At 45.2% G+C, this 25,122-nt stretch carries 19 protein-coding genes and 8 tRNA genes; 8 read left to right on the top strand and 19 right to left on the bottom strand.

Annotated elements, in window-relative coordinates:
- Positions 1–126 precede the first annotated feature (126 nt).
- Both Q4Q46_RS08215 and bcp read left to right on the top strand, forming a co-directional pair.
- Positions 127–678, top strand: coding sequence for a glycine cleavage system transcriptional repressor (locus tag Q4Q46_RS08215; RefSeq protein ID WP_012089477.1), 552 nt, complete (start codon positions 127–129; stop codon positions 676–678).
- Between the two features lie 3 nt (positions 679–681).
- Positions 682–1,149 (top strand): thioredoxin-dependent thiol peroxidase, encoded by a 468-nt coding sequence (gene bcp / locus Q4Q46_RS08210; RefSeq protein ID WP_311905680.1) that lies wholly within the window; start codon positions 682–684, stop codon positions 1,147–1,149.
- A gap of 276 nt (positions 1,150–1,425) precedes the next feature.
- On the opposite strand, the gene Q4Q46_RS08205 is transcribed toward bcp, so the two are convergent.
- Positions 1,426–2,043 (bottom strand): LysE/ArgO family amino acid transporter, encoded by a 618-nt coding sequence (locus Q4Q46_RS08205; protein WP_311900179.1) that lies wholly within the window; start codon positions 2,041–2,043, stop codon positions 1,426–1,428.
- 125 nt (positions 2,044–2,168) lie between these two features.
- Between Q4Q46_RS08205 and Q4Q46_RS08200 the strand changes: the two genes are divergently transcribed.
- Positions 2,169–3,104, top strand: a complete 936-nt coding sequence (locus tag Q4Q46_RS08200; protein ID WP_311905679.1) for a LysR family transcriptional regulator ArgP — start codon at positions 2,169–2,171, stop codon at positions 3,102–3,104.
- Between the two features lie 95 nt (positions 3,105–3,199).
- Here Q4Q46_RS08200 and htpX read toward each other — a convergent pair whose 3' ends face one another.
- On the bottom strand, positions 3,200–4,063 hold the full coding sequence (gene htpX, locus Q4Q46_RS08195; protein WP_006082065.1) for a protease HtpX: 864 nt from the start codon (positions 4,061–4,063) through the stop codon (positions 3,200–3,202).
- Between the two features lie 286 nt (positions 4,064–4,349).
- On the opposite strand from htpX, the gene pepE reads away from it, so the two are divergent.
- On the top strand, positions 4,350–5,069 hold the full coding sequence (gene pepE, locus Q4Q46_RS08190; RefSeq protein ID WP_311905678.1) for a dipeptidase PepE: 720 nt from the start codon (positions 4,350–4,352) through the stop codon (positions 5,067–5,069).
- Between the two features lie 425 nt (positions 5,070–5,494).
- Positions 5,495–7,078 carry a glucan biosynthesis protein G gene (locus tag Q4Q46_RS08185; protein WP_311905677.1) on the top strand — a complete coding sequence of 528 codons (1,584 nt, stop codon included), beginning with the start codon at positions 5,495–5,497 and terminating at the stop codon, positions 7,076–7,078.
- A gap of 203 nt (positions 7,079–7,281) precedes the next feature.
- Here the strand turns inward: Q4Q46_RS08185 and Q4Q46_RS08180 are convergent, their stop codons facing one another.
- The 12 genes from Q4Q46_RS08180 to Q4Q46_RS08125 all read right to left on the bottom strand — a co-directional run bounded on the left by Q4Q46_RS08180 (position 7,282) and on the right by Q4Q46_RS08125 (position 15,532).
- The gene (locus tag Q4Q46_RS08180; protein WP_311905676.1) at positions 7,282–7,425 is read right to left on the bottom strand and encodes a hypothetical protein; all 144 of its coding nucleotides are present in this window, start codon (positions 7,423–7,425) and stop codon (positions 7,282–7,284) included.
- Positions 7,426–7,973: 548 nt separating this feature from the next.
- A tRNA-Leu gene (locus tag Q4Q46_RS08175) sits at positions 7,974–8,060 on the bottom strand.
- Between the two features lie 140 nt (positions 8,061–8,200).
- Positions 8,201–8,287: transfer RNA gene (locus Q4Q46_RS08170), tRNA-Leu, on the bottom strand.
- A gap of 49 nt (positions 8,288–8,336) precedes the next feature.
- Positions 8,337–8,410 (bottom strand) — tRNA-Cys (locus Q4Q46_RS08165).
- A 44-nt stretch (positions 8,411–8,454) separates the two neighbouring features.
- A tRNA-Gly gene (locus Q4Q46_RS08160) sits at positions 8,455–8,530 on the bottom strand.
- A 220-nt stretch (positions 8,531–8,750) separates the two neighbouring features.
- A complete protein-coding gene (pgsA, locus tag Q4Q46_RS08155; RefSeq protein WP_006082068.1) occupies positions 8,751–9,299 on the bottom strand; it encodes a CDP-diacylglycerol--glycerol-3-phosphate 3-phosphatidyltransferase in 549 nt (182 codons plus the stop codon).
- Positions 9,300–9,346: 47 nt separating this feature from the next.
- Complete coding sequence (uvrC, locus tag Q4Q46_RS08150) at positions 9,347–11,176, bottom strand: excinuclease ABC subunit UvrC (RefSeq protein ID WP_311905744.1); 1,830 nt, start codon at positions 11,174–11,176, stop codon at positions 9,347–9,349.
- A 103-nt stretch (positions 11,177–11,279) separates the two neighbouring features.
- Positions 11,280–11,924 (bottom strand): UvrY/SirA/GacA family response regulator transcription factor, encoded by a 645-nt coding sequence (gene uvrY / locus Q4Q46_RS08145; protein ID WP_006082070.1) that lies wholly within the window; start codon positions 11,922–11,924, stop codon positions 11,280–11,282.
- A gap of 388 nt (positions 11,925–12,312) precedes the next feature.
- Positions 12,313–12,403, bottom strand: a tRNA-Ser gene (locus tag Q4Q46_RS08140).
- Between the two features lie 299 nt (positions 12,404–12,702).
- Positions 12,703–12,793: transfer RNA gene (locus tag Q4Q46_RS08135), tRNA-Ser, on the bottom strand.
- 190 nt (positions 12,794–12,983) lie between these two features.
- On the bottom strand, positions 12,984–14,981 hold the full coding sequence (locus tag Q4Q46_RS08130; protein WP_311905675.1) for a methyl-accepting chemotaxis protein: 1,998 nt from the start codon (positions 14,979–14,981) through the stop codon (positions 12,984–12,986).
- Positions 14,982–15,441: 460 nt separating this feature from the next.
- Positions 15,442–15,532, bottom strand: a tRNA-Ser gene (locus Q4Q46_RS08125).
- A 221-nt stretch (positions 15,533–15,753) separates the two neighbouring features.
- On the opposite strand from Q4Q46_RS08125, the gene Q4Q46_RS08120 reads away from it, so the two are divergent.
- Both Q4Q46_RS08120 and fabA read left to right on the top strand, forming a co-directional pair.
- A complete protein-coding gene (locus tag Q4Q46_RS08120; protein WP_311905674.1) occupies positions 15,754–17,487 on the top strand; it encodes an AAA family ATPase in 1,734 nt (577 codons plus the stop codon).
- A 74-nt stretch (positions 17,488–17,561) separates the two neighbouring features.
- On the top strand, positions 17,562–18,077 hold the full coding sequence (gene fabA / locus Q4Q46_RS08115; protein ID WP_220590499.1) for a bifunctional 3-hydroxydecanoyl-ACP dehydratase/trans-2-decenoyl-ACP isomerase: 516 nt from the start codon (positions 17,562–17,564) through the stop codon (positions 18,075–18,077).
- 123 nt (positions 18,078–18,200) lie between these two features.
- On the opposite strand, the gene rmf is transcribed toward fabA, so the two are convergent.
- The 5 genes from rmf to rlmKL all read right to left on the bottom strand — a co-directional run bounded on the left by rmf (position 18,201) and on the right by rlmKL (position 24,732).
- On the bottom strand, positions 18,201–18,377 hold the full coding sequence (rmf, locus tag Q4Q46_RS08110) for a ribosome modulation factor (RefSeq protein WP_006082074.1): 177 nt from the start codon (positions 18,375–18,377) through the stop codon (positions 18,201–18,203).
- A 187-nt stretch (positions 18,378–18,564) separates the two neighbouring features.
- Positions 18,565–20,400, bottom strand: a complete 1,836-nt coding sequence (locus tag Q4Q46_RS08105; protein WP_311905673.1) for a DUF3466 family protein — start codon at positions 20,398–20,400, stop codon at positions 18,565–18,567.
- 28 nt (positions 20,401–20,428) lie between these two features.
- Complete coding sequence (locus Q4Q46_RS08100; protein WP_220590501.1) at positions 20,429–22,354, bottom strand: ABC transporter ATP-binding protein; 1,926 nt, start codon at positions 22,352–22,354, stop codon at positions 20,429–20,431.
- Position 22,355: 1 nt separating this feature from the next.
- The gene (locus tag Q4Q46_RS08095; protein ID WP_106650811.1) at positions 22,356–22,610 is read right to left on the bottom strand and encodes a glutaredoxin family protein; all 255 of its coding nucleotides are present in this window, start codon (positions 22,608–22,610) and stop codon (positions 22,356–22,358) included.
- Positions 22,603–24,732, bottom strand: coding sequence for a bifunctional 23S rRNA (guanine(2069)-N(7))-methyltransferase RlmK/23S rRNA (guanine(2445)-N(2))-methyltransferase RlmL (gene rlmKL / locus Q4Q46_RS08090; protein ID WP_311905672.1), 2,130 nt, complete (start codon positions 24,730–24,732; stop codon positions 22,603–22,605). Before rlmKL ends, Q4Q46_RS08095 begins: the two co-directional genes overlap by 8 nt.
- A 257-nt stretch (positions 24,733–24,989) precedes the next feature.
- Between rlmKL and Q4Q46_RS08085 the strand changes: the two genes are divergently transcribed.
- Positions 24,990–25,066: transfer RNA gene (locus Q4Q46_RS08085), tRNA-Met, on the top strand.
- The last annotated feature ends 56 nt before the right edge of the window (positions 25,067–25,122 follow it).

Raw genomic sequence — 25,122 nt, 5'->3', positions numbered from 1 at the left:
CCACTAATGACAAGCATTAACGGGGCTCTCAAATTGAATTAGTTATGGTAGCATTACATCCCGCACAAAAACTCAGCTTCAACCCTGAGTTTTCGCTCTATGATATCGAAAAAGTGAGGAAAATTCATGACCAATTTCCTGGTCGTAACAGCGATGGGTCTCGACCGTCCTGGACTCGTAAGTAAACTAGCTCGTCTTGCCAGTGACTGTGACTGCGATATCGTCGACAGCCGTATGGCATTATTTGGTAACGAATTTACCCTTATCATGATGTTGTCAGGCTCGTGGGCATCAATAACGAAAATTGAAAGCATGCTCCCCAGTCTCAGCGTTGAGTTAGAACTGCTGACGGTGATGAAACGCACCTCTAAACACACACCACAAAATTACCTTTCTCGCCTTGAAGTTCGCTTCACAGGTAAAGACCAGCGTGGCACGATTAAACGCATTACCCAGTTCCTTGCCGACAGGTCATTAGATCTGGCTGCGGTGCGCTCTTTCTCAGAAGAATTGCCTGACAGTGAACAAACCCAAAACGTGTCGCTGACCATTAATATTCCTGAAAAAGTTGAACTAGAAAAGCTCGAACAGAGTATCTATCAACTCGCCCAAGATATGACCTTAGATTGCACTATTCGTCGTATGGAAGGCACAGCCATTTTAGAGGACAGAGGATAATAGATGAACACCATAACGGCTGGGGCAAAAGCGCCTCAATTTACCCTACAAGATCAACATGGCAACTCAGTTTCACTGGCGGACAGCCTCAAGCAAGGTCCTGTTTTAGTGTACTTTTACCCTAAAGCAGCGACGCCGGGTTGTACAGTGCAAGCCTGCGGTCTACGTGACAGCAAAGCCGCGCTCGATAGCCATAATGTGACAGTATTTGGCATTAGCCCAGATCCTGTGGCTAAACTGGCCAAATTTGCTGAGAAACAAGCACTCAACTTCACTTTACTGAGCGATGAAGACCACAGTGTCGCCGACGCGTTTGGGGTCTGGGGTGAAAAGAAATTCATGGGAAAAACCTATGATGGCATCCACAGATTAAGCTTCCTTATCAATACCGACGGCACTATCGCCCACGTATTCGATAAGTTTAAAACCAAAGATCACCATGAAGTCGTGCTCGCGCAAATCGCAGGTTAATGACAGATATGGCGACGAATACAAGGCTTCAAGCTGCTGATTTAATCGGCACAAAAGTGTAAATGTCGTGGGTTGATGTCAAAAGACTGAATAAATAATCGGCAATCGATAACGAAAAGGTTCTGAAATCAGGACCTTTTTCATGAAAAAGGTTCTGAAATCAGGACCTTTTTCATGAAAAATTTTCACTTTCATATCACAAGATACGATCTAACCGAGCAAAAAAACCGCAAAAGCATTCAGCTAGCCCGCATTCTATGGCATCACAACGTCGGTTTATCCTGCCACATAGGGCCAAATAATCGCGGCGGCAATACTCCACATAGTTAACCAAATAAAACGGTCAAGATAACGCCATGCCGCTGGGCGAGTAAAAATGGGCGCCAGCAAACGCGCACCAAAACTTAAGCCAAAAAACCAAATAAACGATGCCAACACCGCGCCTGCGCCAAACCAAGGTCGATGTAAATCATCAAATTGAGTGCTAATACTACCGAGTAGTACCACAGTGTCGAGGTACAAATGCGGATTAAGCAGACTGATCCCAAGCGTGGTCAACACGGCCTTTTTGAAGGTATCGGCATTATCAGCCTGCTCCATCTCAATGCCCTTGGCCACAAACGATGCCTTGAGCGCATTCGCGCCATACCAGAGTAGAAACGCGGCGCCACCGAAACTCGCCACATGCTTAATGGTCGGGAAAGATTCAATGATGTGCCCTAGCCCCGCCACACCCGCAGTGATCATCAGCGCATCAATGATAGAGCAGAGCAAGGCAATCGGTAACGGGTACGAGCGCTTGATACCTTGCTTAAGCACAAAGGCATTTTGCGCGCCCACAGCAATAATCAAACTGCCACCAATTCCCATACCTTGTATAAATGCCGCTTGCATAACCACCTCTCATGTTCGAAGAAGGCGCTAGCATAGTCAAAACAACAAAATTAATATAACTAATGTTTTTTATGTATCATAAGTAAAATTAATAACCATCAAATGCACATCGATTAAGGATGATTATGCTGGAATACGCCAATCTCAAAGCCCTCGCCGTTGTCGTCTCGGAAGGCGGTTTCGACCGCGCCGCTAAAGTGCTGCACATCACCCAGTCGGCGGTGTCGCAACGCATTCGGCAGCTTGAGGAAAAAGTCGGTCAGTCATTACTTATTCGCTCCAATCCTGTGGTCGCGACACCCACAGGCAAACGCCTACTGCGCCACTATTCGCAGGTGCAATTACTTGAGAGTGAATTAAGAGCCGAGATGGACGCCGACGATCCCAACCATCCGACCACAGTGCGTATTGCTGTGAATGCCGATAGCTTAGCCACGTGGTTTTTACCCGCGCTGGCTGGCATGTTCAGTCGCCACGCTTGGTTATTGGAATTAATTGTCGATGATGAGTCTTACACCCATCATCTATTGAAAAATGGTGAAGCAGTCGGCTGTGTCACCACAACCGAAGTGCCGATGGCGGGTTGCAGCAGTGAGTTTTTAGGCACCATGGAATATTTGTGTGTGGCTACGCCCGAATTTGCCGCGCGCTATTTTGGTGAGCCGAGCGACACTCAGTCACTTAGCAACACTCAGCAGTTTAACTGCATTAGCCAAGCCCAGTTAGCGAAGGCGCCAGCAGTGGTGTTCTCCACCAAAGATAAGCTGCACGAGAAGTTTCTCGCCCAATATTTCAATATGACGCCAGGGCAATGGTGGCAGCATACTATTCCCTCTTCAGAAAGTTTTTTAGAAGCGATTAACTTAAGCTTAGGTTATGGACTCGTCGGTCATCTGCAAGCTAAGCCATTAATCGATCAAGGGATACTGATTGAGCTCACGCCAGAGCGGCGCATGCGCGTGCCACTCTTTTGGCAGCATTGGAATATTAAGGCGAAGCAAACGACACTGGTCTATCGCGCCCTTGCGGCAACCGCGCAACACAATTTGCTGCAGGCATAAAAAAATCGGGCTCAAACCAAAGTTTGAGCCCGATATTGAGAGTCATAGATCTAATCTCAAGTGAGTCTTAAAACTTAAACCTAACTCACTCTTTATTAGCTTGCTCTTAACGCTGCAATACGTTTTTCTAATGGAGGATGACTCATCATCATTTCCGCCATTGAACGTTTGCCGTTAATACCAAAGGCAGACATTTGTGCAGGCATTGCCGTGCTTTCTGGACCTTGGCGTAAACGCTCAAGCGCAGCAATCATCTTGCCTTTACCCGCTAAACGGGCCGCGCCTTCATCGGCTTTGTACTCACGAATACGTGAGAAGTAAGCGACGATGATTGAAGCCAAGATACCGAATAGCATATCCAGCACGAAAACCACGGCCATGTAAGCAAACATGCCTAAACCTTCGCCTTCTTCATCATTGCTCGACACAAAGTTGTTAATAATGCCAGCAACCACACGGGCCGCGAAGATCACGAAGGTGTTCACCACACCTTGGATCAGTGTCAAGGTCACCATGTCACCGTTAGCAACGTGGCTCACTTCGTGGGCCAATACGCCTTCGATTTCATCTTGGCTCATGCCATATAACAGACCCGTACTCACAGCCACTAATGAATTGTCTTTGCTTGGGCCTGTAGCGAACGCGTTCATGTCGGGTGATTGATAAATCGCCACTTCTGGCATTTTAATTCCCGCTTGTTTAGCTTGACGGGCAACCGTCTCCACTAACCAACGTTCGGTACTGTCACGTGGGGTGGTGATCACTTCACAACCCATGGTCTTTTTCGCCATCCATTTTGAAATGGCTAAGCTGATAAAGGCCCCACCGAATCCAAAAATGGCAGCGAACACCAGCAGTCCACCCATAGTAGACGTGTTCACGCCTAGAATAGACATTACAATTGAGGCTACTAGCAACACAGCTAGGTTAGTCGCAATCAATAAAAATATACGCTTCATTTCAGCTCCTTTAGGGCAAGAATGTGCCATTTAACTTTGTTCAAAGACATAATATGTCCAAATCATCGAAATTCAAGTGGTAAAAGAAAAGAGTTTTTAAATTAGGTTATCTTTCTCGTATAAAGGCACTGTCTTTCATGGTTCGAGAGTCTAGGGTCACTATATTAATCGAAACTTAAATCTAGCGGCTATCGGCGCTACAGCGCAATTCTGCTTTATTTCTCTATGTTTATCGGGATTAATCTTTGTTAACATGCCTGCACACTCCGAGATTTCAGGATACAAAATGACAATCAATGCCCTACTACTGAGCAGCTCTCGTGTCGGTGATACACCTTATCTTGCCCACGCGATCCCTTTTATTAAACCGCTTACCACCAACGCGCAAAAATGGATTTTTATCCCCTATGCTGGCGTCAGCATGAGTTATGACACTTATTTAGCGTCTGTAGTGACAGGATTAAGTGAGCTTGAACTCGATATCAGTGGCATTCATCAGCATCCCGATCCTCAACAAGCGATAAAAGATGCCGACGGGATTTTAATCGGCGGCGGTAACACTTTTCATTTGTTGCACCAACTATATCGCTATGATCTGGTTACGCTGATTGGTGAGCAAGTCGCCCTTGGTAAACCTTATATCGGCTGGAGTGCGGGTTCTAACGTATCGGGACTGAGCATTCGCACCACGAATGATATGCCCATCATTGAGCCGCCGTCGTTCAAGGCATTAAACTTAGTGCCGTTCCAGCTCAATCCGCATTATTCCAATTACCAAGCACCGGGCCACAACGGTGAAACCCGTGCACAGCGGTTATTAGAATTCACTAAAGTCGACCCATTAACCCCTGTGGTCGGCATAGTTGAAGGCTCAGCCCTGTGGCGTCAGGGAGACAAACTCTCACTCTTAGGTAACCAACCTGCGTATTTGTTCTGCGGAGAACAGCAAGAAATACCTATCCCTGTGGGCAGCGATCTCTCAAACTTACTCAAGCCATCGCTCTGAAAGGCATGTTCAGAGTCACTTTTTTGAGGCTCACAAAATAATGTGAGCCTCAGCCACTAATATTGTTTTCTTTAAGTCATCGTTTGAACTATATCGGTTGTTATCAAATTAACCTTCATTACTGAATTCACTAAGCAACCAAGAGTTTAATAGAGGGCACATTCATTTGATTGAGGTATCAACAGAGTAATGTGGCATACAACGGCTAAATAGCATCCGTCATAATTTATGTTACAAATATCAAACTTCGCAGGTAAAATTACTGCTCGCCACAGCTATTCGAATCCAACAACTTAGGGCTTTGTCGCAGACAAATTATTAATAATTAGGGATTAAATAGTTCAAACATCTTTAGCTAGACTGAAACATATTGCATATCTGCCTATGGATCAGCGTCATTTTAGTAAGGAGTTTCCATTTTGCGAATGAATCATATGATGAATTACCCTACCGGTTATCCGGCATTACTCAAAAAACTACCTTTTTTCATCTTGACCGCCATCGTCTACGTCGTCGGCATCAATAACGTCAATGCCGCAGAGACAAGCGCAGCACCTGCGCCTGTCCCAGAAAAAAAATCTAAAAATTTTACCCACGATACTGTAGTCGAACTCGCGCAACAACTGTCGCAAAAGCCATTTAAAGAAGCCAAGAAAGCGCCTAAAGAGCTGATCGATCTTGATTTTGCCACCTATGGCAAAATCAATTATCAAGAAAATGCCGCGATTTGGGGCGGTACACCCACTAAATTTTCGGTACAGCTTTTTGCTCCGGGTTTTCTCTATAAAAACCTTGTCGATATCGACGTGGTCGAAAACAGCAAAGCGATACCGATAGAGCTCACTGAGGCCTCGTTCGATGTGCCCAGTGACGCCATTGAAAAACTCATCACCCAATTAGGTCAATATGCTGGCGTGCGTTTGCATTACCCCATCAATGACGATGAAGTAAAAGATGAATTCATCATGTTCCAAGGCGCGAGCTATTTTCGCGTTCTGTCTAAAGGGCAAACCTATGGCCTGTCTAATCGCGGTTTAGCAATAGATGTCGCCCAACCTAAAGGCGAAGAATATCCATTGTTTAAGCGCTTTTGGGTTGAACGACCATCCAAATACCAAACGGCGATTGTGGTGCATGCCCTGCTAGACAGCCAAAGTGTCACGGGGGCCTATCGTTTTGGTATTTACCCTGGCGCACCATCACGTGTCGAAGTGGATGTAACCCTGTTCCCACGCAAAGATATTCAACATGTTGGCCTTGCACCACTGACCTCTATGTTCCTATTTGGTGGATTAGATAACTCGGATAAACCCGATTACCGCCCAGAAGTACACAACTCCGACGGTCTGCAAATCGATCGCGGTAATGGCGAGCGTCTATGGCGCCCCCTAAATAACCCCAACAAACTGCAAGTCAGCGCCTTTGCCGATGAAGATATTAAAGGTTTTGGTCTGATCCAGCGCCACCGTAAGTTCGAAGACTATCAAGATCTGAGTGCAAACTACCAACTTCGCCCTTCAGCGTGGATTGAGCCACTCAATGATTGGGGCAAGGGTCAGCTGGTGTTGATTGAAATCCCATCGAGTGCAGAAACCAACGACAACATAGTTGCCTATTGGGAGCCGCAAGGCGGCCTGAAAAAAGATCAACCCTATAAATATTCCTATCGTATGACGGCGTCAAACGACAGCCCTTCGATCGCGTCAAAAGCGCGGGTGGTCCGCAGTTCGAAGGGACAAGTGCTCAGCAAGGGTAAAGAGTTACTCGTCGACTTTAGTAATATCAAGCCACAAGATATTGATAAAATTAGTATCGACGCCAGTATCAGCAAAGGCAAAATCCTGTCTACTCGGATTGTTGCTCACCCTGACATCAATGGCGCACGGGTATTTGTCAGCTTCGAACCAGAAAGCACCAATGTAGCGGAACTGAGATTACAGCTTAAGAAAGACGATAAACCCCTCGCAGCGACTTGGTTATACCGCTGGAATAGCGACGATTGGCAATAGGTTTTTGTTTATTAGAACCATTACCGAACGAACATCAACTAAGCCTATTGCGTTAATAAAAAGCTAGAGTTAATTAAAGCGTCAGTATTTACTGGCGCTTTTTTATACCTAGCGTTTATCGAGAGATTTTATTGATAAGTTTTTCATTCCTAGATTTATCTAAGCATAAATAAGTTAAACCAAAGCAAAAAACTCACGACCTGTTATTTCGCCGAAATAATATCACAGCTTTTGCTCTGAGTTCTCGGCACAAGAAGAGTTAAATCAACATAGCTACTGGCTTGCTTCAAAATGATGCTATCGGCTTCAAACGTACCGCCGTTACGTGATGCAATGGTTTTCAGCACTCCGCCCCATGACTAACCCGCAGCAAGGAGTCCTGCTAACTAAGGCAAGCGAGATTAGTTCAACACATTGAGATAATCTCTTATATCGGAAACGGCGCACCCAGCGTGTCAGTCAAGCTTGGCCTTAAACCTCTCGCGAACAACACTGACTAAATGTGGAAATCCAGATGCAAAAAAGCCTCAACTTTCGTTGAGGCTTTATGCTATTCATACAGAATAATGGTACCCGAGGCCAGACTTAAGCTTTTATCGGCAGCGGCACGCCAAGCGTGTCAGTCAAGTTTGGCCTTAAATCTCTCGCGGACAATACTGACTGAATGTGGAAATCCAGATGCAAAAAAGCCCCAACTTTCGTTGAGGCTTTATGCTATTCAAACAGAATAATGGTACCCGAGGCCAGACTTAAGCTTTTATCTGCAGCGGCACGCCAAGCGTGTTAGTCAAGTTTGGCCTTAAATCTCTCGCGGACAACACTGACTAAATGTGGAAATCCAGATGCAAAAAAGCCCCAACTTTCGTTGAGGCTTTATGCTATTCATACAGAATAATGGTACCCGAGGCCAGACTTGAACTGGCACGCTGTTACCAGCGAGGGATTTTAAATCCCTTGTGTCTACCGATTCCACCACTCGGGCAAACTCTGAATATTAATGACGGGAATCATGTCAAAAATATTATTAACGCTATATAACTAACACTTAATACAACAACTAAATCTTTAATAAACCCCTATTAATGCTTAGGACTTTATTTTTACCATTATCATCAAAAATAATGGTACCCGAGGCCAGACTTGAACTGGCACGCTGTTACCAGCGAGGGATTTTAAATCCCTTGTGTCTACCGATTCCACCACTCGGGCAAACTCTGAATATTAACAACGGGAATCGTGTCATTAATACATTAATCTATGGAGGCGCGACCCGGAGTCGAACCGAGATCGACGGATTTGCAATCCGCAGCATAGCCATTCTGCCATCGCGCCATAGTTGCTAACTCGGATTAACCAGAATCAGACTTCAAGAATATTGGAGCGACATATCGGGTTCGAACCGATGACCTATACCTTGGCAAGGTATCGCTCTACCAACTGAGCTAATGTCGCATTGTGTTTTGCTATTGACTCAAATCAACAAGGTATCGTATTTAACCTTATCAACTGAGCGAATATCACATTTCAATATTCAGTAGCGTTAAGATTTTGTTTTCACATCGTCTCTTGTCTACGGGGTGGCATTCTACCGATTTACTACCCAGTGTCAACCGCTGTTTTATCGATAACTTACTGCTTGCACACTAAATAATCTCTTTGATTTTTTATTGCACTATTCAGCAGTCAGATCTTTCCAAGCGGCTAAAATGTAACTCATCATTGACCAAAAAGTTAATACTGCAGCGATATATAACAGCACAAACGCGGCATTGGTCATTAAAGGATTGTACTGCCAAATCAGGCCAATAATCGCCACCATTTGCGCGGCAGTCTTATATTTACCAATCCAAGACACGGCGACAGTGCCACGTTTACCTATCTCAGCCATCCATTCTCTCAACGCTGAAATGACAATCTCGCGGCCAATCATAAATAGTGCAGGCATAGTCAACCAGATATTGGCGTATTGATCGACTAACAGCACTAAGGCTGTTATCACCATCAACTTGTCAGCGACTGGATCGAGGAAAGCGCCAAAACGGGTTAATTGCTTCAATTTACGGGCAGCATAACCATCTAATGCATCCGTTAACGCCGCGAGCCAAAAGGTAAAGGCGGCAACAAAAGGGGTCCAGTCATAGGGTAAATAAAACAGCACCACGAAAATGGGCAGTAAAAAAAGCCTGAAAAGAGTTAATGCTATAGGTAAGTTAAACGGCATGATCAAACCAGTTAGTCAAAAGCAGCGCCAATCTTGCCTTAATTTTATCACCCTCGCAATGCATCATGAATGGTTTGTGCCATTTCTATGCTGATCCCTGGTACTTTGACTAATTCCGCCACACTTGCTCCTTTCACTTCTTGCAAGCCACCTAAATGCTGCAACAAAGCTTTACGACGTTTAGGACCAATTCCAGGAATCGATTCCAGTGTTGAAGTATTGCGGGTTTTCTGGCGACGATTACGGTGGCCAGTGATTGCAAATCGATGGGATTCATCACGAATATGTTGAATAAGGTGCAACGCAGGCGAATCACCTTCGAGGGAAAAGCTGGTTTCGGTATCTCCTAAGATCAAGGTTTCGAGTCCAGGTTTACGGCCCTCACCTTTCGCCACCCCAATGAGCTGCGGCGCTTTATCTAAATGGACAAACTTTTCATCCACTATCTTCTGGGCGATACGCAGCTGCCCGAGTCCACCATCGATAAACAGAATGTCAGGGATTTTACCGCCCGCCTCAATCTTATCGAAGCGTCGGCTCACCGCTTGCTTCATTGCCGCGTAATCATCGCCCGGTGTAATCCCCTCGATATTATAGCGACGATATTCACCTTTATGCGGCCCTTCCCGATTGAACACCACACAGGAGGCAACCGTGCTCTCCCCCATGGTATGACTGATATCGAAACATTCCATCCGTTGAATAGGCGTACTCAATTCAAGGATTTCTTCGAGTAATACAAAACGCTGCTCGACCGTATTTTTATGGGACAAGCGCGTAACCACGGCATTGGTCGCATTGGTCACGGCTAACCGTAAGAAACTTGCCCTGTCGGCGCGTACATTGGTCTTAATCGAAAACTTTTTATCTAACGCCTCTGAAATTGCCGCTTCGAGTTCATGTAATTCTTCAAAGTTGTGGCTAATCACCACTTCCTTTGGGATGGTGCGTTGAATATCCGCATTTAAATAAAACTGCAGGATGAAAGAGCGCAGCACTTCGTCCATATCGGTTTGGGCGGGCACGGAAGGATAATAGCTGCGACTACCAAAGATTTTACCCTCGCGGATAAACAGCAAATGGAAACAAGCGATGCCCGACGAATAATGCACACCGATGACATCCATATCGCCTTTATTATTCGATACTTCCTGTTGTTCGGCGACTTTACGCAGCGCCATGATCTGATCGCGAAATCGTGCAGCTTGCTCATAGGCTTGTCGCTCGGCCGCAAGCTCCATTTTGTCAACCAAGGCGCTGATCACTTGCTGATCTTTGCCCTTTAAAAACAGGCTGGCGAGTTTCACTTGCTCGTCGTAATCGGCGTTGCTGACTTTACCCACACAGGGCGCGCTACAACGGGAAAGTTGATATTGCAAACAGGGCCGTGAGCGAGACTTGTAGTAAAGGTCGTCACATTGACGAATTGGAAACAGCTTCTGCATTAAATGCAGGCTTTCACGCACGGCGCCGCCGTTAGGATAAGGGCCAAAATAGTGGCCTTTTTCCCGCTGCGGACCACGATGATAGGCAAGTCTTGGGTGTTCGTGCTGGCTTAGCAGTATATAAGGATAAGATTTGTCATCACGCAATAACACATTGTATTTGGGCATGTATTGCTTGATGTAATCATTCTCAAGCAACAGAGCATCGGTTTCGCTGTGGGTCAGCGTCACATCAATATGGTGAATATGCGAGACTAAGGCTTGGGTCTTAACATTAGCGAGGTTTTTACGAAAATACGAGGTAAGCCGTTTTTTGAGATCTTTGGCTTTACCCACATAAATGACGTCATTCTTAACGTCATACATGCGATAAACCCCAGCGGAGGATGAAACCGTACGTAAAAAACTTTGGGCGTTAAATTCATTCGACATCATTTACACCCACAGTTTTGCAGACTTAACACAGACAACATAGGAACATATAACCCAAGAACTCGCTAGATTAAAGTCATCGACCAACGCAATCCACTTTCCATTAAAAATGGCCAGCATCCAACATCTTATAGCGAATAGCTAACCGCGTTAGCTCGACATCACCACTGATCCCCAGTTTGGCAAATAGGCGGTAACGGTAGCTGTTAACGGTTTTAGGGCTTAAGTTCAACTGCTCAGAAATATCGTTTACCTTCTCGCCGTTGGTGATCATCAACATGATCTGTAACTCACGTTCAGACAAAGACTTAAACGGGTTTTCATCGGCGGGATTAAACTGACTCAGCGCCATCTGTTGGGCAATTTCAGGAGATAAATAACGCTGGCCGCGAGACACCTGACGTATTGCCTGCAATACTTCCGGCGGCGTCGCCCCTTTCGTCAAATAACCCGAAGCGCCAGCCTGCATGACCTTGCTCGGGAATGGATCTTCCGTGTGCACAGTCAACACAATAATTTTAGCATGGGGTTGATAACGCAGAATTTTTCGAGTGGCTTCCAGTCCGCCCATCCCAGGCATATTCATGTCCATTAAGATCACATCGGCTTCGTTTTGGCGAGCCCACTGCACCGCAGTCTCACCATCAGGGGCTTCGCCCACCACTTTGATCCCACGTTCATCTTCCAAGATGCGGCGGATCCCAGTTCTCACAAGCTCATGATCGTCAACCAAATATATCGAAATCAACTTAACCCACCTTTTACAATTTACAGCTCGATCCGCGCGTTAAACAAAGCAACACAGCAGACGGATAACGAGTTCATAAGGCTAATTTAGCCCAACAACCCCATTTAGCAAAGCATAAATTCAACATTGTTAACTAGATGATATTTAAAGAAAGGATTCCAGAATAGCATACCAATAAAAAGCGTTTAAAAACGAAGCAATACACAAAGCGCTATCAGCCTAAATGCTTGTTGGATCGGTAGTACAGCACAAACAAAAAAGGCCATCATTACTGATGGCCTGTTTCGTGAATATAGCGTAGGAGCTGCGCTTCAAATCAGCAACCCAAGGGTTCAAACGATATGAATGCAAAATGCCGCTAATTGCTTAGCGGCATTTTAACTAAATATGGCGGAGGAGCAGGGATTTGAACCCTGGGTGGGCTATAAACCCACGCCGGTTTTCAAGACCGGTGCATTAAACCACTCTGCCACCCCTCCGAACGAGCGAGATAATAGCGATCTCTACTGCCACTGTAAACTTAAATTTATACTTAATCGTGTTAATTGGTTATTTCAAATTCAATTTTTGATTAAAAAACGTGTTTCAAAGTAAAAACAGAAAACTTGTGGCTGAGAGTGAGAAACCTTGGTTCAAATTGCACGAACAAAAAAGGCCATCATTACTGATGGCCTGTTTCGTGAATATAGCGGAGGAGCTGAACTTAGAATGAGGAACCTTGGTTCAAATTGCACAAACAAAAAAGGCCATCGTTACTGATGGCCTTTCTCGTAAAATATGGCGGAGGAGCAGGGATTTGAACCCTGGGTGGGCTATAAACCCACGCCGGTTTTCAAGACCGGTGCATTAAACCACTCTGCCACCCCTCCGAACGAGCGAGATAATAGCTATCTCCTACTCCGCTGTAAACTCTTAATTTAAAATAGCAATCCACATGGTCAATCTACATCCAATTTGCTTAAAAAATCGCGTAATTCGACTTATGCTTTGAATTTCCGGTCAGTTAAAGCACCACTAACAAGGCGATCCACTACATAACTTTTTATCAGGATATTAGGCTTAAGCTCGATTAATATTGATTAAACGGTCGGATAGTTTCTGCATTTCAAGACTTAACGCATCGAGTGCGGTCGCATCAAGTGAGTTATCTTCACTAATGCTATTAATCCTCACCGCCAGCTCATTGATCTCCTGAGTCACTTGGCTTTGTTGCTGAGCAGCTAAAGCAATTTGCTGGGCTCGCTGCGAAATATCATCGAAACTTTGTACAGTACTCGATAGAGAACTGGCCGCTCCCTCAGCCTCAGCAACTGCGTGGACAGTGCGGGACTCGCCCGTTTGCATCGCTTGTACCGCAAGCCGAGATGCTGATTGTAAAGCATTAATCATGGTACTGATTTCATTGGCAGAATCTTGAGTACGACCAGCAAGAGTTCGCACTTCATCGGCAACAACCGCAAAGCCGCGACCCTGTTCCCCCGCCCTTGCCGCTTCTATTGCCGCATTTAACGCTAACAGATTAGTTTGCTCTGAAATCGCCTTGATCACATCCAATACGGCGCCCACTTTCTGGCTATCTTGAGCCAACTGGGATATCACCTTGGTCGCATTGGCGATCTCCCCCGCTAATGCCTCAATCGAAGCATTGCTGGATGCCACTCGGGTTTGCCCTTCCCGCACCACAATTAAAGAGGATTGCGCCGTTGCAGCACAATCGTTAGTGTTATTCGCCACTTCCATCGCGCTTGACGACATTTGTGTTATCGCCGCGGCGAGTTGCGCACTCTCAAGCCGCTGCTGTTCTGCACGTTGGGCTAACCTATGGCTCAGACCACTTAATTGCGTTGCCTCAAACTGAACTTTCTTCGCCTCTTGGGTGATCAAATCTAGCATTGCCCTCAGTGTACCCGCATAGGTATTTACAGCTCGACGCAAAGCACCAATTTCATCATCCCGCTGAATTTGCAGCTCGACATTGGCGCCCAAATTACCGCTCCCAAGGGAAGCAATTTGATCTGTGGTTTCCTCAAGCTGCGCCAACAGTTTTTTACCCGACAACCACGCCAAATAAAGTAAAATGGCGAGCAAGGGTAATAAAAACAACAAAATATCAAAGGTCAGCTCACGGGCAAGCCCTGTGACTCGGGTCTTTGGCGTCACAAGACCAATCACCCATCCGGTATCAGGCATCACAAAAAGGCTTACCTCGCTCGCCTGATTGAGTCTTCCATCCTTATCTAAACTCACGGAAATTACGTTATTAATTGAGGTTTGTTTAAGCGCAGCTTCAACGGGGGCAAGCCAAGGTAACTGCCCGACGAGATCGGTAAAGCGCAGCATAATGTCGGACTTATTCGCTTCAGAAAAATGCAAGATATTACCCGCTTGATCTAAAGCAAAAGCATAGCCGTCAGTTACATTGCCATGTTCTGTTAGAAATTTTGCTAAATCATCAAGTTTTAAATCTATTGTTGCGACCCCAGCAAATGTCCCCGTCAGACGATATGGCACACTGCATGTCACCATCGCCACTTTCGTCACGGTATCCTGATAGGCTTCAGACCATAGGCACTGGGATACTGAACTCGTGCGTGCCCCTGTATACCAAGGATCATTGTGATAGCCAGGGCCAGATTGCGCATTATAGTCATCGGAATAAGCCAGTAAATTATCGCTACCACGGGCCCAGAAAAAACTGTGACGGGTGCTGCCAGCGACAAATTTATCTGGCTCTGGCCAGATCCCACCGCCTGCAATAGTGAGATCGCCATTGTTATCAATTAGATTAGGTAAGGAATTAAGATAAAGAGCTTGCTCGTGGGGTAGCACTTCTGCAAGGCGTGCAAGGCTTAAAGTAATACCCTCAATGCTGGCAAGCTTAAGTGCGAGTTGCCTCACGATACTGCTACCGGTTTGCTCAATTAACTCCTGACTCGCCGCCACTACTCTAGGTTGCCCCCTCAGTGACATCACACCAAAAACGGCGAGTCCGGTCAGTAAAAGCAGTACTATGCTGCCCATAGTGAGACGCTGCGAAATACGTGTTGGTAACCACATAGCTTTCTCTACTTAAAATAAGTCACCCAGATGGGAGAATTGCTCGGCCGTATGATCCAAGATTGTCGAGAATCATACGTCGCACCATCCTAGTGCAAATTTTAAAGGCCATAAAAACCATTAAGTTGGCCACGGATTTGAGTGTAAACCATAAATAGAAAGAGCGGACTAAAATGCCGCTAATCAGCCACAGTAACGCAGCTTTGAATGAAAACATGGGATTCAAATTGCACAAACAAAAAAGGCCACCATTGCTGATAGCCTAGCTCCTGAATATGGCGCAGGAGCTGCGCTTAGAATGAGGAACCTTGGTTCAAATCACACAAACAAAAAAAGGCCACCATTGCTGATAGCCTATCTCCTGAATATGGCGCAGGAGCTGCGCTTAGAATGAGGAACCTTGGTTCAAATCATGCAAACAAAAAAGGCCATCATTACTGATGGCCTTTCTCGTAAAATATGGCGGAGGAGCAGGGATTTGAACCCTGGGTGGGCTATAAACCCACGCCGGTTTTCAAGACCGGTGCATTAAACCACTCTGCCACCCCTCCGAACGCCGAAAATAATATAAGCATACCGCTAGCTTGTAAACCTCAATTTTTAATTCTTGAATCAAATGCTCAACTTATATCCACTCAGGTGTTTTTTACGGCAAATACATCACCCGTTTTAACGAATAATCGGGCAAACAGACGTAAAAACACCTATACAGTGAGAGACTTGTCGTCTTGGTATGGTAAAATCACTGTAACTTTTCACGGTAAATGCTTATATGAATTCACTCTTGATACCCACGTCTTCACTCGCACCTGAATTTAGCCTGCCAACCCTTTCTGAAACGGATGCTAATCTAAGCGCATTACTCTTAGGGCAAGAGCGCACTGTGGATGCGTTTAAACTCCACCAAGCTATTGTCGATCAACACTTATATTTAGCCGATTTCCCGAGTATTGACCGCCAGTTAATCATCAAAGCTTGTATCGATAGCCTAGCACCTCTATCCCCTGCGTATTTAGTGGCGACACGTCCGATTGATAAGGCGGTAACATTTCAGTGGCAGTCCGATAAGCCACTGGAAAATCAAGGAAGTATTGCAGAGAAAACCACTCACTATTGCTACCTTAGTGGTAATATTCGCCGCGCTGATTTAGTTGGCCGTATGGTGCAAACTGGGACAACGAGTCAGTATAAAGCTGGCGCCCTTGCCCAATGCCATTATGTATTTATTTGCGCCGAGTCACTGTGGAAACGTGAAGGTTTATGGGAATTAGTGATGCAAATCCTTACCCATAAAGAATATCAAATTAGCAGCAGCCTAAGTCCTATTCCACTGAACTGTAAGATTGTCCTCGTTGGTGCTGGGATGATTTATAGCCAAGTCAGAACAGAGGATTGGCAATTTCAACGTCACTTTACACTACTAGCTGAACTCGCCAGCGAAATCGACTTGGTGCGTTATAAAGAGTCACAATACGTCACATGGCTGCAAGCGGTTGCCCAAAGCGTGGATGTCACGCTTGAACAATCCAGCTTAGCGCCACTCTTTCGTTATAGTGCACGGTTAACCGAACATCAACGTCGTCTCAGTTTGTCTATGCTCGAGTTTGCCCAACTCATGGTGCAAGCAAAAGCCTACCGTGGTAAACCAAGTATCAATGCAAGCAGTATTGAGCACGCGTTAACCCAAGCCAACTATCGGCATAACAGTTCGGAAGAATATTCAGGCCAAAGCTTCGATGACAATTTCATAAATCTGCCAACTTCGGGTGCTATGGTTGGCCAAATCAATGGCTTAACTGTGATTGATGCTATCGATTATAGCTATGGTGAACCTGCGCGGATCACGGCATCGGTTCACTACGGTGATGGTGAAGTAGCCGATATTGAAAGAAAATCTGAACTTGGCGGGAATATACATGCCAAAGGCATGATGATCCTTTCAGCCTGTTTATACCGTATCTTTGGACGAGACGCACCTTTACATCTGAACGCCAATATCGTTTTCGAGCAATCCTATCAAGAAATTGATGGCGATAGTGCATCACTCGCAGAGTACTGTTGTTTGATGTCGGCGATTGCCGAGCAGCCCATTATTCAATCACTGGCGATTACCGGCGCATTGGATCAATTTGGTAATGTGCAAGCGATTGGCGGTATCAACGAGAAGATTGAAGGCTTTTTTAATCTGTGTGAGCGCCGCGGACTTACCGGAGAACAAGGCGTTATTATGCCCAAGTCGAACGTGCTACAGCTAAATCTTAATCCCAAAGTGATTACAGCTGTAGGCAAAGGACTGTTTCATATCTATGCCATTGAGCATATGGATCAGGCTGTAGAGCTATTAATGCAAATGCCCGCGGGTGTTGCCGATGAAGATAATGATTTCCCTCATGATTCATTATACGGCCTCGTACAGGAACGATTAGATAAGCTCGCAGGAAATGGAGAGGAGGAAATCGGTCTAATCACAAGATTGCTCGCAAAATTGGGATTTTTTCGCCGCTAATTAGCTGATCGGAGTTGTTTAGCTTACACGTGTTCGCTAATCTTGGCGGCTCTTATTGCTGGAGTAGTAAAACAATGAATAAAGCAAACAGTTTCAATAAAGAAGAACTCATCGCCTGTGGCCATGGGAAATTATTTGGTCCAAACTCACCTCGTCTACCTGTCGATAACATGCTGATGATAGATAGAATCGTCACTATCAATGATAATGGCGGCGAGTTTGGCAAAGGTGAAATTGTCGCTGAACTCGATATTAATCCAGACTTATGGTTTTTCGACTGCCACTTCATTACCGATCCTGTGATGCCAGGCTGTTTAGGCCTAGATGCCATGTGGCAGCTCGTTGGCTTCTATTTAGGCTGGGAAGGCGCTGAAGGTAAAGGGCGTGCACTAGGTGTCGGTGAAGTGAAGTTTACTGGCCAAGTATTACCTGGCGCGAAGAAAGTCACTTACAAGCTCAATATCAAGCGTACTATTCACCGTAAACTGGTAATGGGCATTGCCGATGCAATTCTTGAAGTGGATGGCCGTCAGATCTACAGTGCAATCGATCTTAAAGTCGGTGTCTTTAGCGATACCTCTACATTCTAATCCGCCTTACTCCAAAACACTGAAGATATAAGTACTGCAGATATAAAAATGCCCTCATCTGAGGGCAATATGCTGCATTACTTTACTTATTCTGGGCTATTTAATTAGTGAGGTAAAACTCAATTATTTATTAAATAGCCCATTAACTCGGCCATCCACACCTTCACGCCAACCACCTAACCACTGCGATCGCGAATCAAGATTTGCATATGGACAGAGCTCCTTAGAGCGTCCACCAACCCCAGCTTGGAATCCTTTTGAAAAAGCTCTGTCTAAACGATCTCGTTTTTGTCTTTTCATGCAAGCGTCCTCTGTTCTACATAAAATAGAAGCAAAAGCTTCACACATAGGAATAGTGCTTTTTGACGCCAAGATCAATCAAAAAATCGTCCATTTTATCGACTATTTATTAAACTATTGAGATCATGATTAAAAAAAATCGAGGCATTTCGCCTCGATTTTTTAAGTCTGAATTGAAGCTTAAAACTTAACGAATTCGACGACGGAACCACACTAATGGCAAGACAAATAACCAAGCTAGGGTTGCTGCACCTTGACGTTCATAATTACTATTATCAGTGTTGTCATCAACTACAGTACAAGCTTCACCGCTAGAGGCCAGTTTTAACACGACCATACGCGGAACATAGGCTGTAACTGGATTACCATTACCACTGAGTTCAAATAACGGCATTCCATTTTCACCAACAATAATATTACCCTTAGAATCTAACTGAAACGAAGGTTTACGAATAAAGGCAGTACCCACTATGGTGCCATCTTCATTAATGCTGGTCGCTTCAACAACGAGAATATCACTGTTATAAGTCAACAACTTACCTGTGCCATCAGTAAATTCAACCTTATGACGGCTCCAATTACCATCCGCGCCCTTTTCATAACCCTTAGACTCGCAAGTTAACAGGTTGTTAAGATTGCTGAATTCACCTGTTGATTTCTCATACAAGAAACCTGCCTTAGGACGGGGCTTTTCTTTGTCGTAAGTCGTTTCAATATAACCAACAACTTGGCCTTTATTGTTAATATCTTTTGGCTTACTTGAAAGATCCGTTGCCGTTGAGCCAAAATCATTCGGAGTCACATAGGCAACTTCCGGCGTATTGGTATCAAATACGAAAAACTTATCACGTAAATAGCCTTGGATATAACTACGGTAACTACCAACAAGAATCCCACTGTCATTAATATCATAGGCGATAGAACTTGAAATTGAATCTCCCATAGGGATCCAATGGTATTGATAGTTCCCTTCGGTGTCCTTAGACCAATAGGCTGCATCTTGACGCAGCTTATCTGTATCATTATTACGATAAACGTGTGAACGACCAACAACGACACCGTTATCATTCAAACCGAGCGCTTGAGCAGTAAAGGTCAAGGTATTATCAGCTTTAGGCGTTAAACCTAGAGGCAACTCAGTGCCTGTGGCTACATCATTCTCGATTTGCCATACATAGCCACGAGTCTGATATTGAATATTACGTGTCCCCGTAGAGTTCGGATATTGCTCACGTTGCACACAAATATCCAACGGCAAGGTATTATCCGTTCCTAAACAATAATTGACACGATCACTACCATATTTACTGATATCAATACTGGCATAACCCGCTACTAAATTATTGTTATTAATGGCTGTTGCCGCAGACCATCCGCCTAACTCAACCGTTTTATCATCTTTTACATATTTCGTAAAAGGCGGTTCCAGTGGAATTTCAATATTGCCGGATTTCGCAACACCGCGAAACTCGTAGTCGCGGTAATACCAATAATCATCGGCTACATCTGCAGTGGCTGTATTCTCTGTTTTCTTTTCAGGCGCAGTCATACTACCTACTTTAACGCCCGCATCATTGATACCGTAGTAAAAAGTATCGACTGAGTTGACAATCGAAGTATCACTCGGTGGTGTAGTACCATTGATACTGTCAAAAGTTGGCTTCCATGCGCCATAAGCACCATTTTGTGCTGCGATAAAAGCAAAGTTATTGGCAATAATCGCCGAAGTAATTGAATAGGTAATAGTTTCCTCTTTGGCTATACCATCTTCGACATCAATAACTCCGCCTTCCACATCAGATGTACTAAGTTTTTTCTTACCTTTGATGATACCGACCAACTCGTCGTTAGCATTAACGCCTAAGGCATAACCATTACGGGCACCTTGGAAGCTGTCAGAGAGCGGCAGATCATAATCATCAAGGTTAACGATTTCATAGACAGGTGCAGCATGGGCACTGTTTAATACACCAAGGACACCTAGGGCAACCAAGGAAAGGGCTTTATCCAACTTTGACTTCATTAATTCTATTCCCATTTTTATTATTGGTTTACTTCAGTGACTCAAGCTCTTCCCAACGCTCGAAGCAAACTTCCAATTGCTTTTCTTTATCCGCCAACTGGCTCAATACCAGATTAACTTTATCCTGCGCCTGACTATAAAAGTCTGCATGTCCAATGCTTGTCTGCAATGCGAGAATTTCAGCCTCTAATTGCTCCATCACAGTGGGTAACGACTCTAACTCACGCTGTAACTTATAAGACAGTTTTTTTACCGATTTCGCAGGTTCTGCAGCCTTAACTTCAACCGCTTTCGTTGCAACCGCAGGAGCTTCGACCGCCTTTTGCGAGCTAGGTTCCTCAGAATAAAACTTTGCCCCCTGATTCACAGCATCTTGATAACCACCCACATACTCGCTCCAATGGCCATTACCCGCATACCACCAACTACTGGTGACGGTATTATCGATAAATGCCCTATCATGGCTCACTAACAAAAGTGTGCCTTGATATTCAGTGAGTAGCGACTCTAGCAATTCTAGGGTCTCAATATCAAGATCGTTGGTCGGTTCGTCGAGTATGATTAAGTTCGCTGGACGAATTAATAGCTTAGCCAACAACAGACGGTTTTTTTCACCACCCGACAGCGCTTTCACAGGGGTTCTGGCACGCATAGGTGAGAACAAGAAGTCCTGCAAATAACTTAATATATGGCGGTCTTGGCCATTAATCGTGATGGTTTTTTTACCTTCGCCAACGTTATCTTCAACCGTTTGCTCAGGATCTAAGGCTTCACGATATTGGTCGAAATAAGCGATTTCAAGCTTAGTACCGACTTTAATTTCGCCCGATTGCGGTTGCAACTTTTCGATTAACAGCTTGATCAAGGTTGATTTTCCACAACCATTCGGACCGATCAGCGCAATACGATCGCCGCGGATAACCGTCGTATTAAAGTTTTTAACCAAATTTTTATCGGGCAGATTGAAGTTAAGATCGGTTACATCAAACACTAACTTACCAGAGCGTTCGGTATCCGATACCGCCATCTTAGCATTGCCTTGACGGTTTAACCGCTCACTGCGCTCTTCACGTAGGGCCTTTAGCGCACGCACTCGGCCTTCATTACGGGTTCGTCTAGCTTTAACGCCTTGACGGATCCACACTTCTTCATCGGCGAGACGCTTGTCAAACAAGGCATTTTTCTCAGCTTCAACCCGCAGCCATTCTTGCTTACCATCAAGATACATTTGATAGTTGCCCGGCCATGAGGTCACAACACCACGGTCTAAATCGACAATCCGCGTCGCCATACGGGCAATAAAGCCCCTATCGTGACTGATAAAGACGATAGCGCCTTGATAATCGAGTAAGAACTTTTCAAGCCACTCAATGGTGTCTATATCTAAATGGTTGGTTGGTTCATCGAGTAACAAGAGATCAGGCTCGCTGACCAGTGCTCTGGCTAACGCCACTTTACGCTGCCAACCACCGGATAACTCGCTCAAGGATTTATCAGGATCGAGTCCTAATAATTCGCAGTTTTGTTGAATGCGCGAATCGAGCTGCCAACCATTATAGTGATCTAAGGTTTCTTGCAGACCTTGCATCTCATTCAGCATACGATCCATTTGCTCAGGGGAGGCATGGGCAACATCGTGGGACAGTTGATGATAACGCTCAAGCGCCTCACCCACTTCCTTTAACCCTGCCGCAATATACGCGTATACCGTACCTTGCTCAGCTTTAGGTGGATCTTGCTGTAGACGACTCACGGTCACATTACCAGCGATGTTGAACTCACCTTCGTCCAACAACACATCGCCGGATAAGATTTTTAATAAACTCGACTTGCCAGCTCCGTTACGGCCAACAATACACACGCGCTCGCCGCGTTGAATAGTAAAATCCGCTTTTTGTAACAACGGAGTGTAACCATAGGCTAAAGAGCCACTATTGATACGAACCAGACTCAAACTAAGCTCCTGTAAACTCTTGTAATTGCGTTGCGTTAAATGGCCAATGTAACTCTCTATCATCCCAAGCTTTAAGCACAGGGATCGATACGCCGTAACGCTGCGCGAGGTATTCATCGTCACATATATCTATGGCCCGATAACCAATATCAGCCGCGTCCAATAACGCCGCGGCCAGTTCACACAGATGGCAGCCATCGGTGTGATATAGCAGATAAGGCCTGTTATCTAATTCTGCTTGAGTCAACTCAGGCATGGGTGATAAGCCAGGTATTATGGATATGTGGATTGCGTTTGTAGTCCATAGGTAAAGTCACATCATCAATGTTCTTCACATTAATGTTCATCTTTGTCAGCGTCTCTATGTCCATCTTAAACTTACGTTTATTGTTAGAGAACACGAGCTCGCCCGTTGGACTGAGCAGTTTCACTAAGGATGACAGTAAGTTCACATGATCCCGTTGCACATCAAACGAATCTTCCATGCGCTTAGAATTTGAGAAGGTTGGCGGATCAATAAAGATTAAATCGTACTGTTCATTACAATCACGGATCCACTGCATGCAGTCAGATTGAACAAACTCATACTGCTTACCTTGCAGTCCATTGAGGGCAAAGTTGTCCTTCGCCCAAGCGATATAAGTATTAGACATATCAACTGTCGTTACCGACTTAGCACCACCTAGCGCTGCGTGCACAGAAGCAGAACCTGTGTAAGAGAACAAGTTTAGTACGCGGCGACCTTTAGACTTTTGACCGACTAAACGACGTGTCAATCTGTGATCGAGGAACAAACCAGTATCCAAATAACCGGTTAAGTTCAACTTGAACTTAGCGCCATATTCGGTGGTAATAAGCTCTAACTTACGCTCATCCAGCTTTTGATATTGACTCGTGCCCTTTTGACGCTCACGGGTTTTCATGATCATCTTGTTCGGATTGATGCCAATGGCCGATGGCAGTGCTAATAACACATCGCTTAAACGACGTTTAGTCACGGCTTCAGGTATAGTCGCTGGCGCCATATACTCTTGAATAATCACGTAATCTAAATACTTATCAACTGCGACGTTATATTCAGGAATGTCGGCATCGTAAATACGATAGCTGTCGATGCCTTCTTTCTTCGCCCATTTCTCTAATAACTTGGCATTCTTCTTAATGCGGTTAGCAAAAGCGGGGGCAATATCAGCAATGTCGACGCCATCTGGTAGCACTGGCGTATCACGGCGAGTACTGTTGGCATGTAAGGTATAGATGTTAAAAGCACATTCAAGCGCGCCGTTAAACATCTTCATTTGTTTATCGGCTTTAAGCTTTAGCGATGACACCAGTTCGATATCACTACACAGCATGGCCACTTTCCAGCCGCCAAACTCTTTCTTAAACTTGTCGCCCAGCTGATAGTAAAGCTGCAATAACTCAGACACATTGCCTAAACGCTCACCATAAGGTGGGTTAGTGATCAAATAGCCGCTTTCCGCAGGCGGCGTTATCGTTAAAGCATCCGCAACTTTAAATTCGATTAACTCCAGTACACCGGCATTTTCGGCGTTACGTTTGGCTAACGCGACTAAACGCGAATCGATATCTGAACCGTAGAATTTAATCTCGCAACGTTTCACGCCTAATGATGCACGCGCTTTCGCTTCTTCAACGATTTCTTGCCACACGGCTTTATCATGGCGACGCCAATGTTCAAAACCAAAACGGCTACGTTGCAGACCTGGGGCAATATCGGCCGCCATTAAAGCCGCTTCAATTAATACAGTACCGCTACCACAGAAAGGATCGAGCAAAGTCGAAGGCGCCGCTTGCCAGCCACTGCGTACAAGCATGTTGGCGGCTAAGTTTTCCTTCAATGGCGCTTCACCTGTGGTCGAACGATAGCCACGTTGATGCAACGACGGACCCGAGAAGTTCATTGCTATCGTGATCACGCCATTACGGAAATGTGCATCAACTTTAAAATCAGCATCAACACGAGACACATTCGGACGCTCAATATCATCGTCACGGAAACGATCGACAATCGCATCCTTAATCTTCAAGGCGCCAAACTGGGTATTATTGATAAAACCACCCGTACCATGAAAATCGATACTAAAAGTGCTCTTATTGGAAAAGTGTGCCGGCCAATCGACACAATAAGCGGCATTGTAGAGTTGCTCTGCCGACTCGCAGCTGCCTTTATAGATAACCAACACAATGCGGCTGGCTAAGCGTGTCCATAAAGTAATACGATACGCTAAAGCTAAGGAGGCCGTGAAATATACACCAGCAACACTCTCTTTTACTTCAGTCGCACCAAATTCTGTCAGCTCTTGGGCTAAGCTATATTCAAAGCCCTTAGGGGCGGCGGCAAAAAAATTAAGCATGGGATAATCAGTACGCAGTCAAAATCAAAGCGACATTATACCTGCTCGGATACATAAAAGATAAACAGTTATTAGCCCAAGTCCCATTTAGTCACAGTCTTGACCTAAGATAATCGACGAAAAATCCCCAACTTATACGTAAATCGTATGAAAGCCCCCCACTCCGCTTTATATTTAAGCGTTCACCACCTTTTTCGATCTTCGTCCTTGCAATGCCAAGGCGCTGCCGTTATAGTCTGCCCCGCTTTGAAGACGGACGCGGGATGGAGCAGCATGGTAGCTCGTCGGGCTCATAACCCGAAGGTCGTAGGTTCAAATCCTGCTCCCGCAACCAATTTAAAGCACAATAGTAAAGCAAAACAGATAGATATCGGACGCGGGATGGAGCAG

It is taken from the genome of Shewanella vaxholmensis, assembly GCF_031932135.1.
GTDB lineage: Bacteria > Pseudomonadota > Gammaproteobacteria > Enterobacterales > Shewanellaceae > Shewanella > Shewanella hafniensis.
Note: the sequence above shows the minus strand (reverse complement) of the source record. Positions and strands in the feature narration are given on the sequence as shown.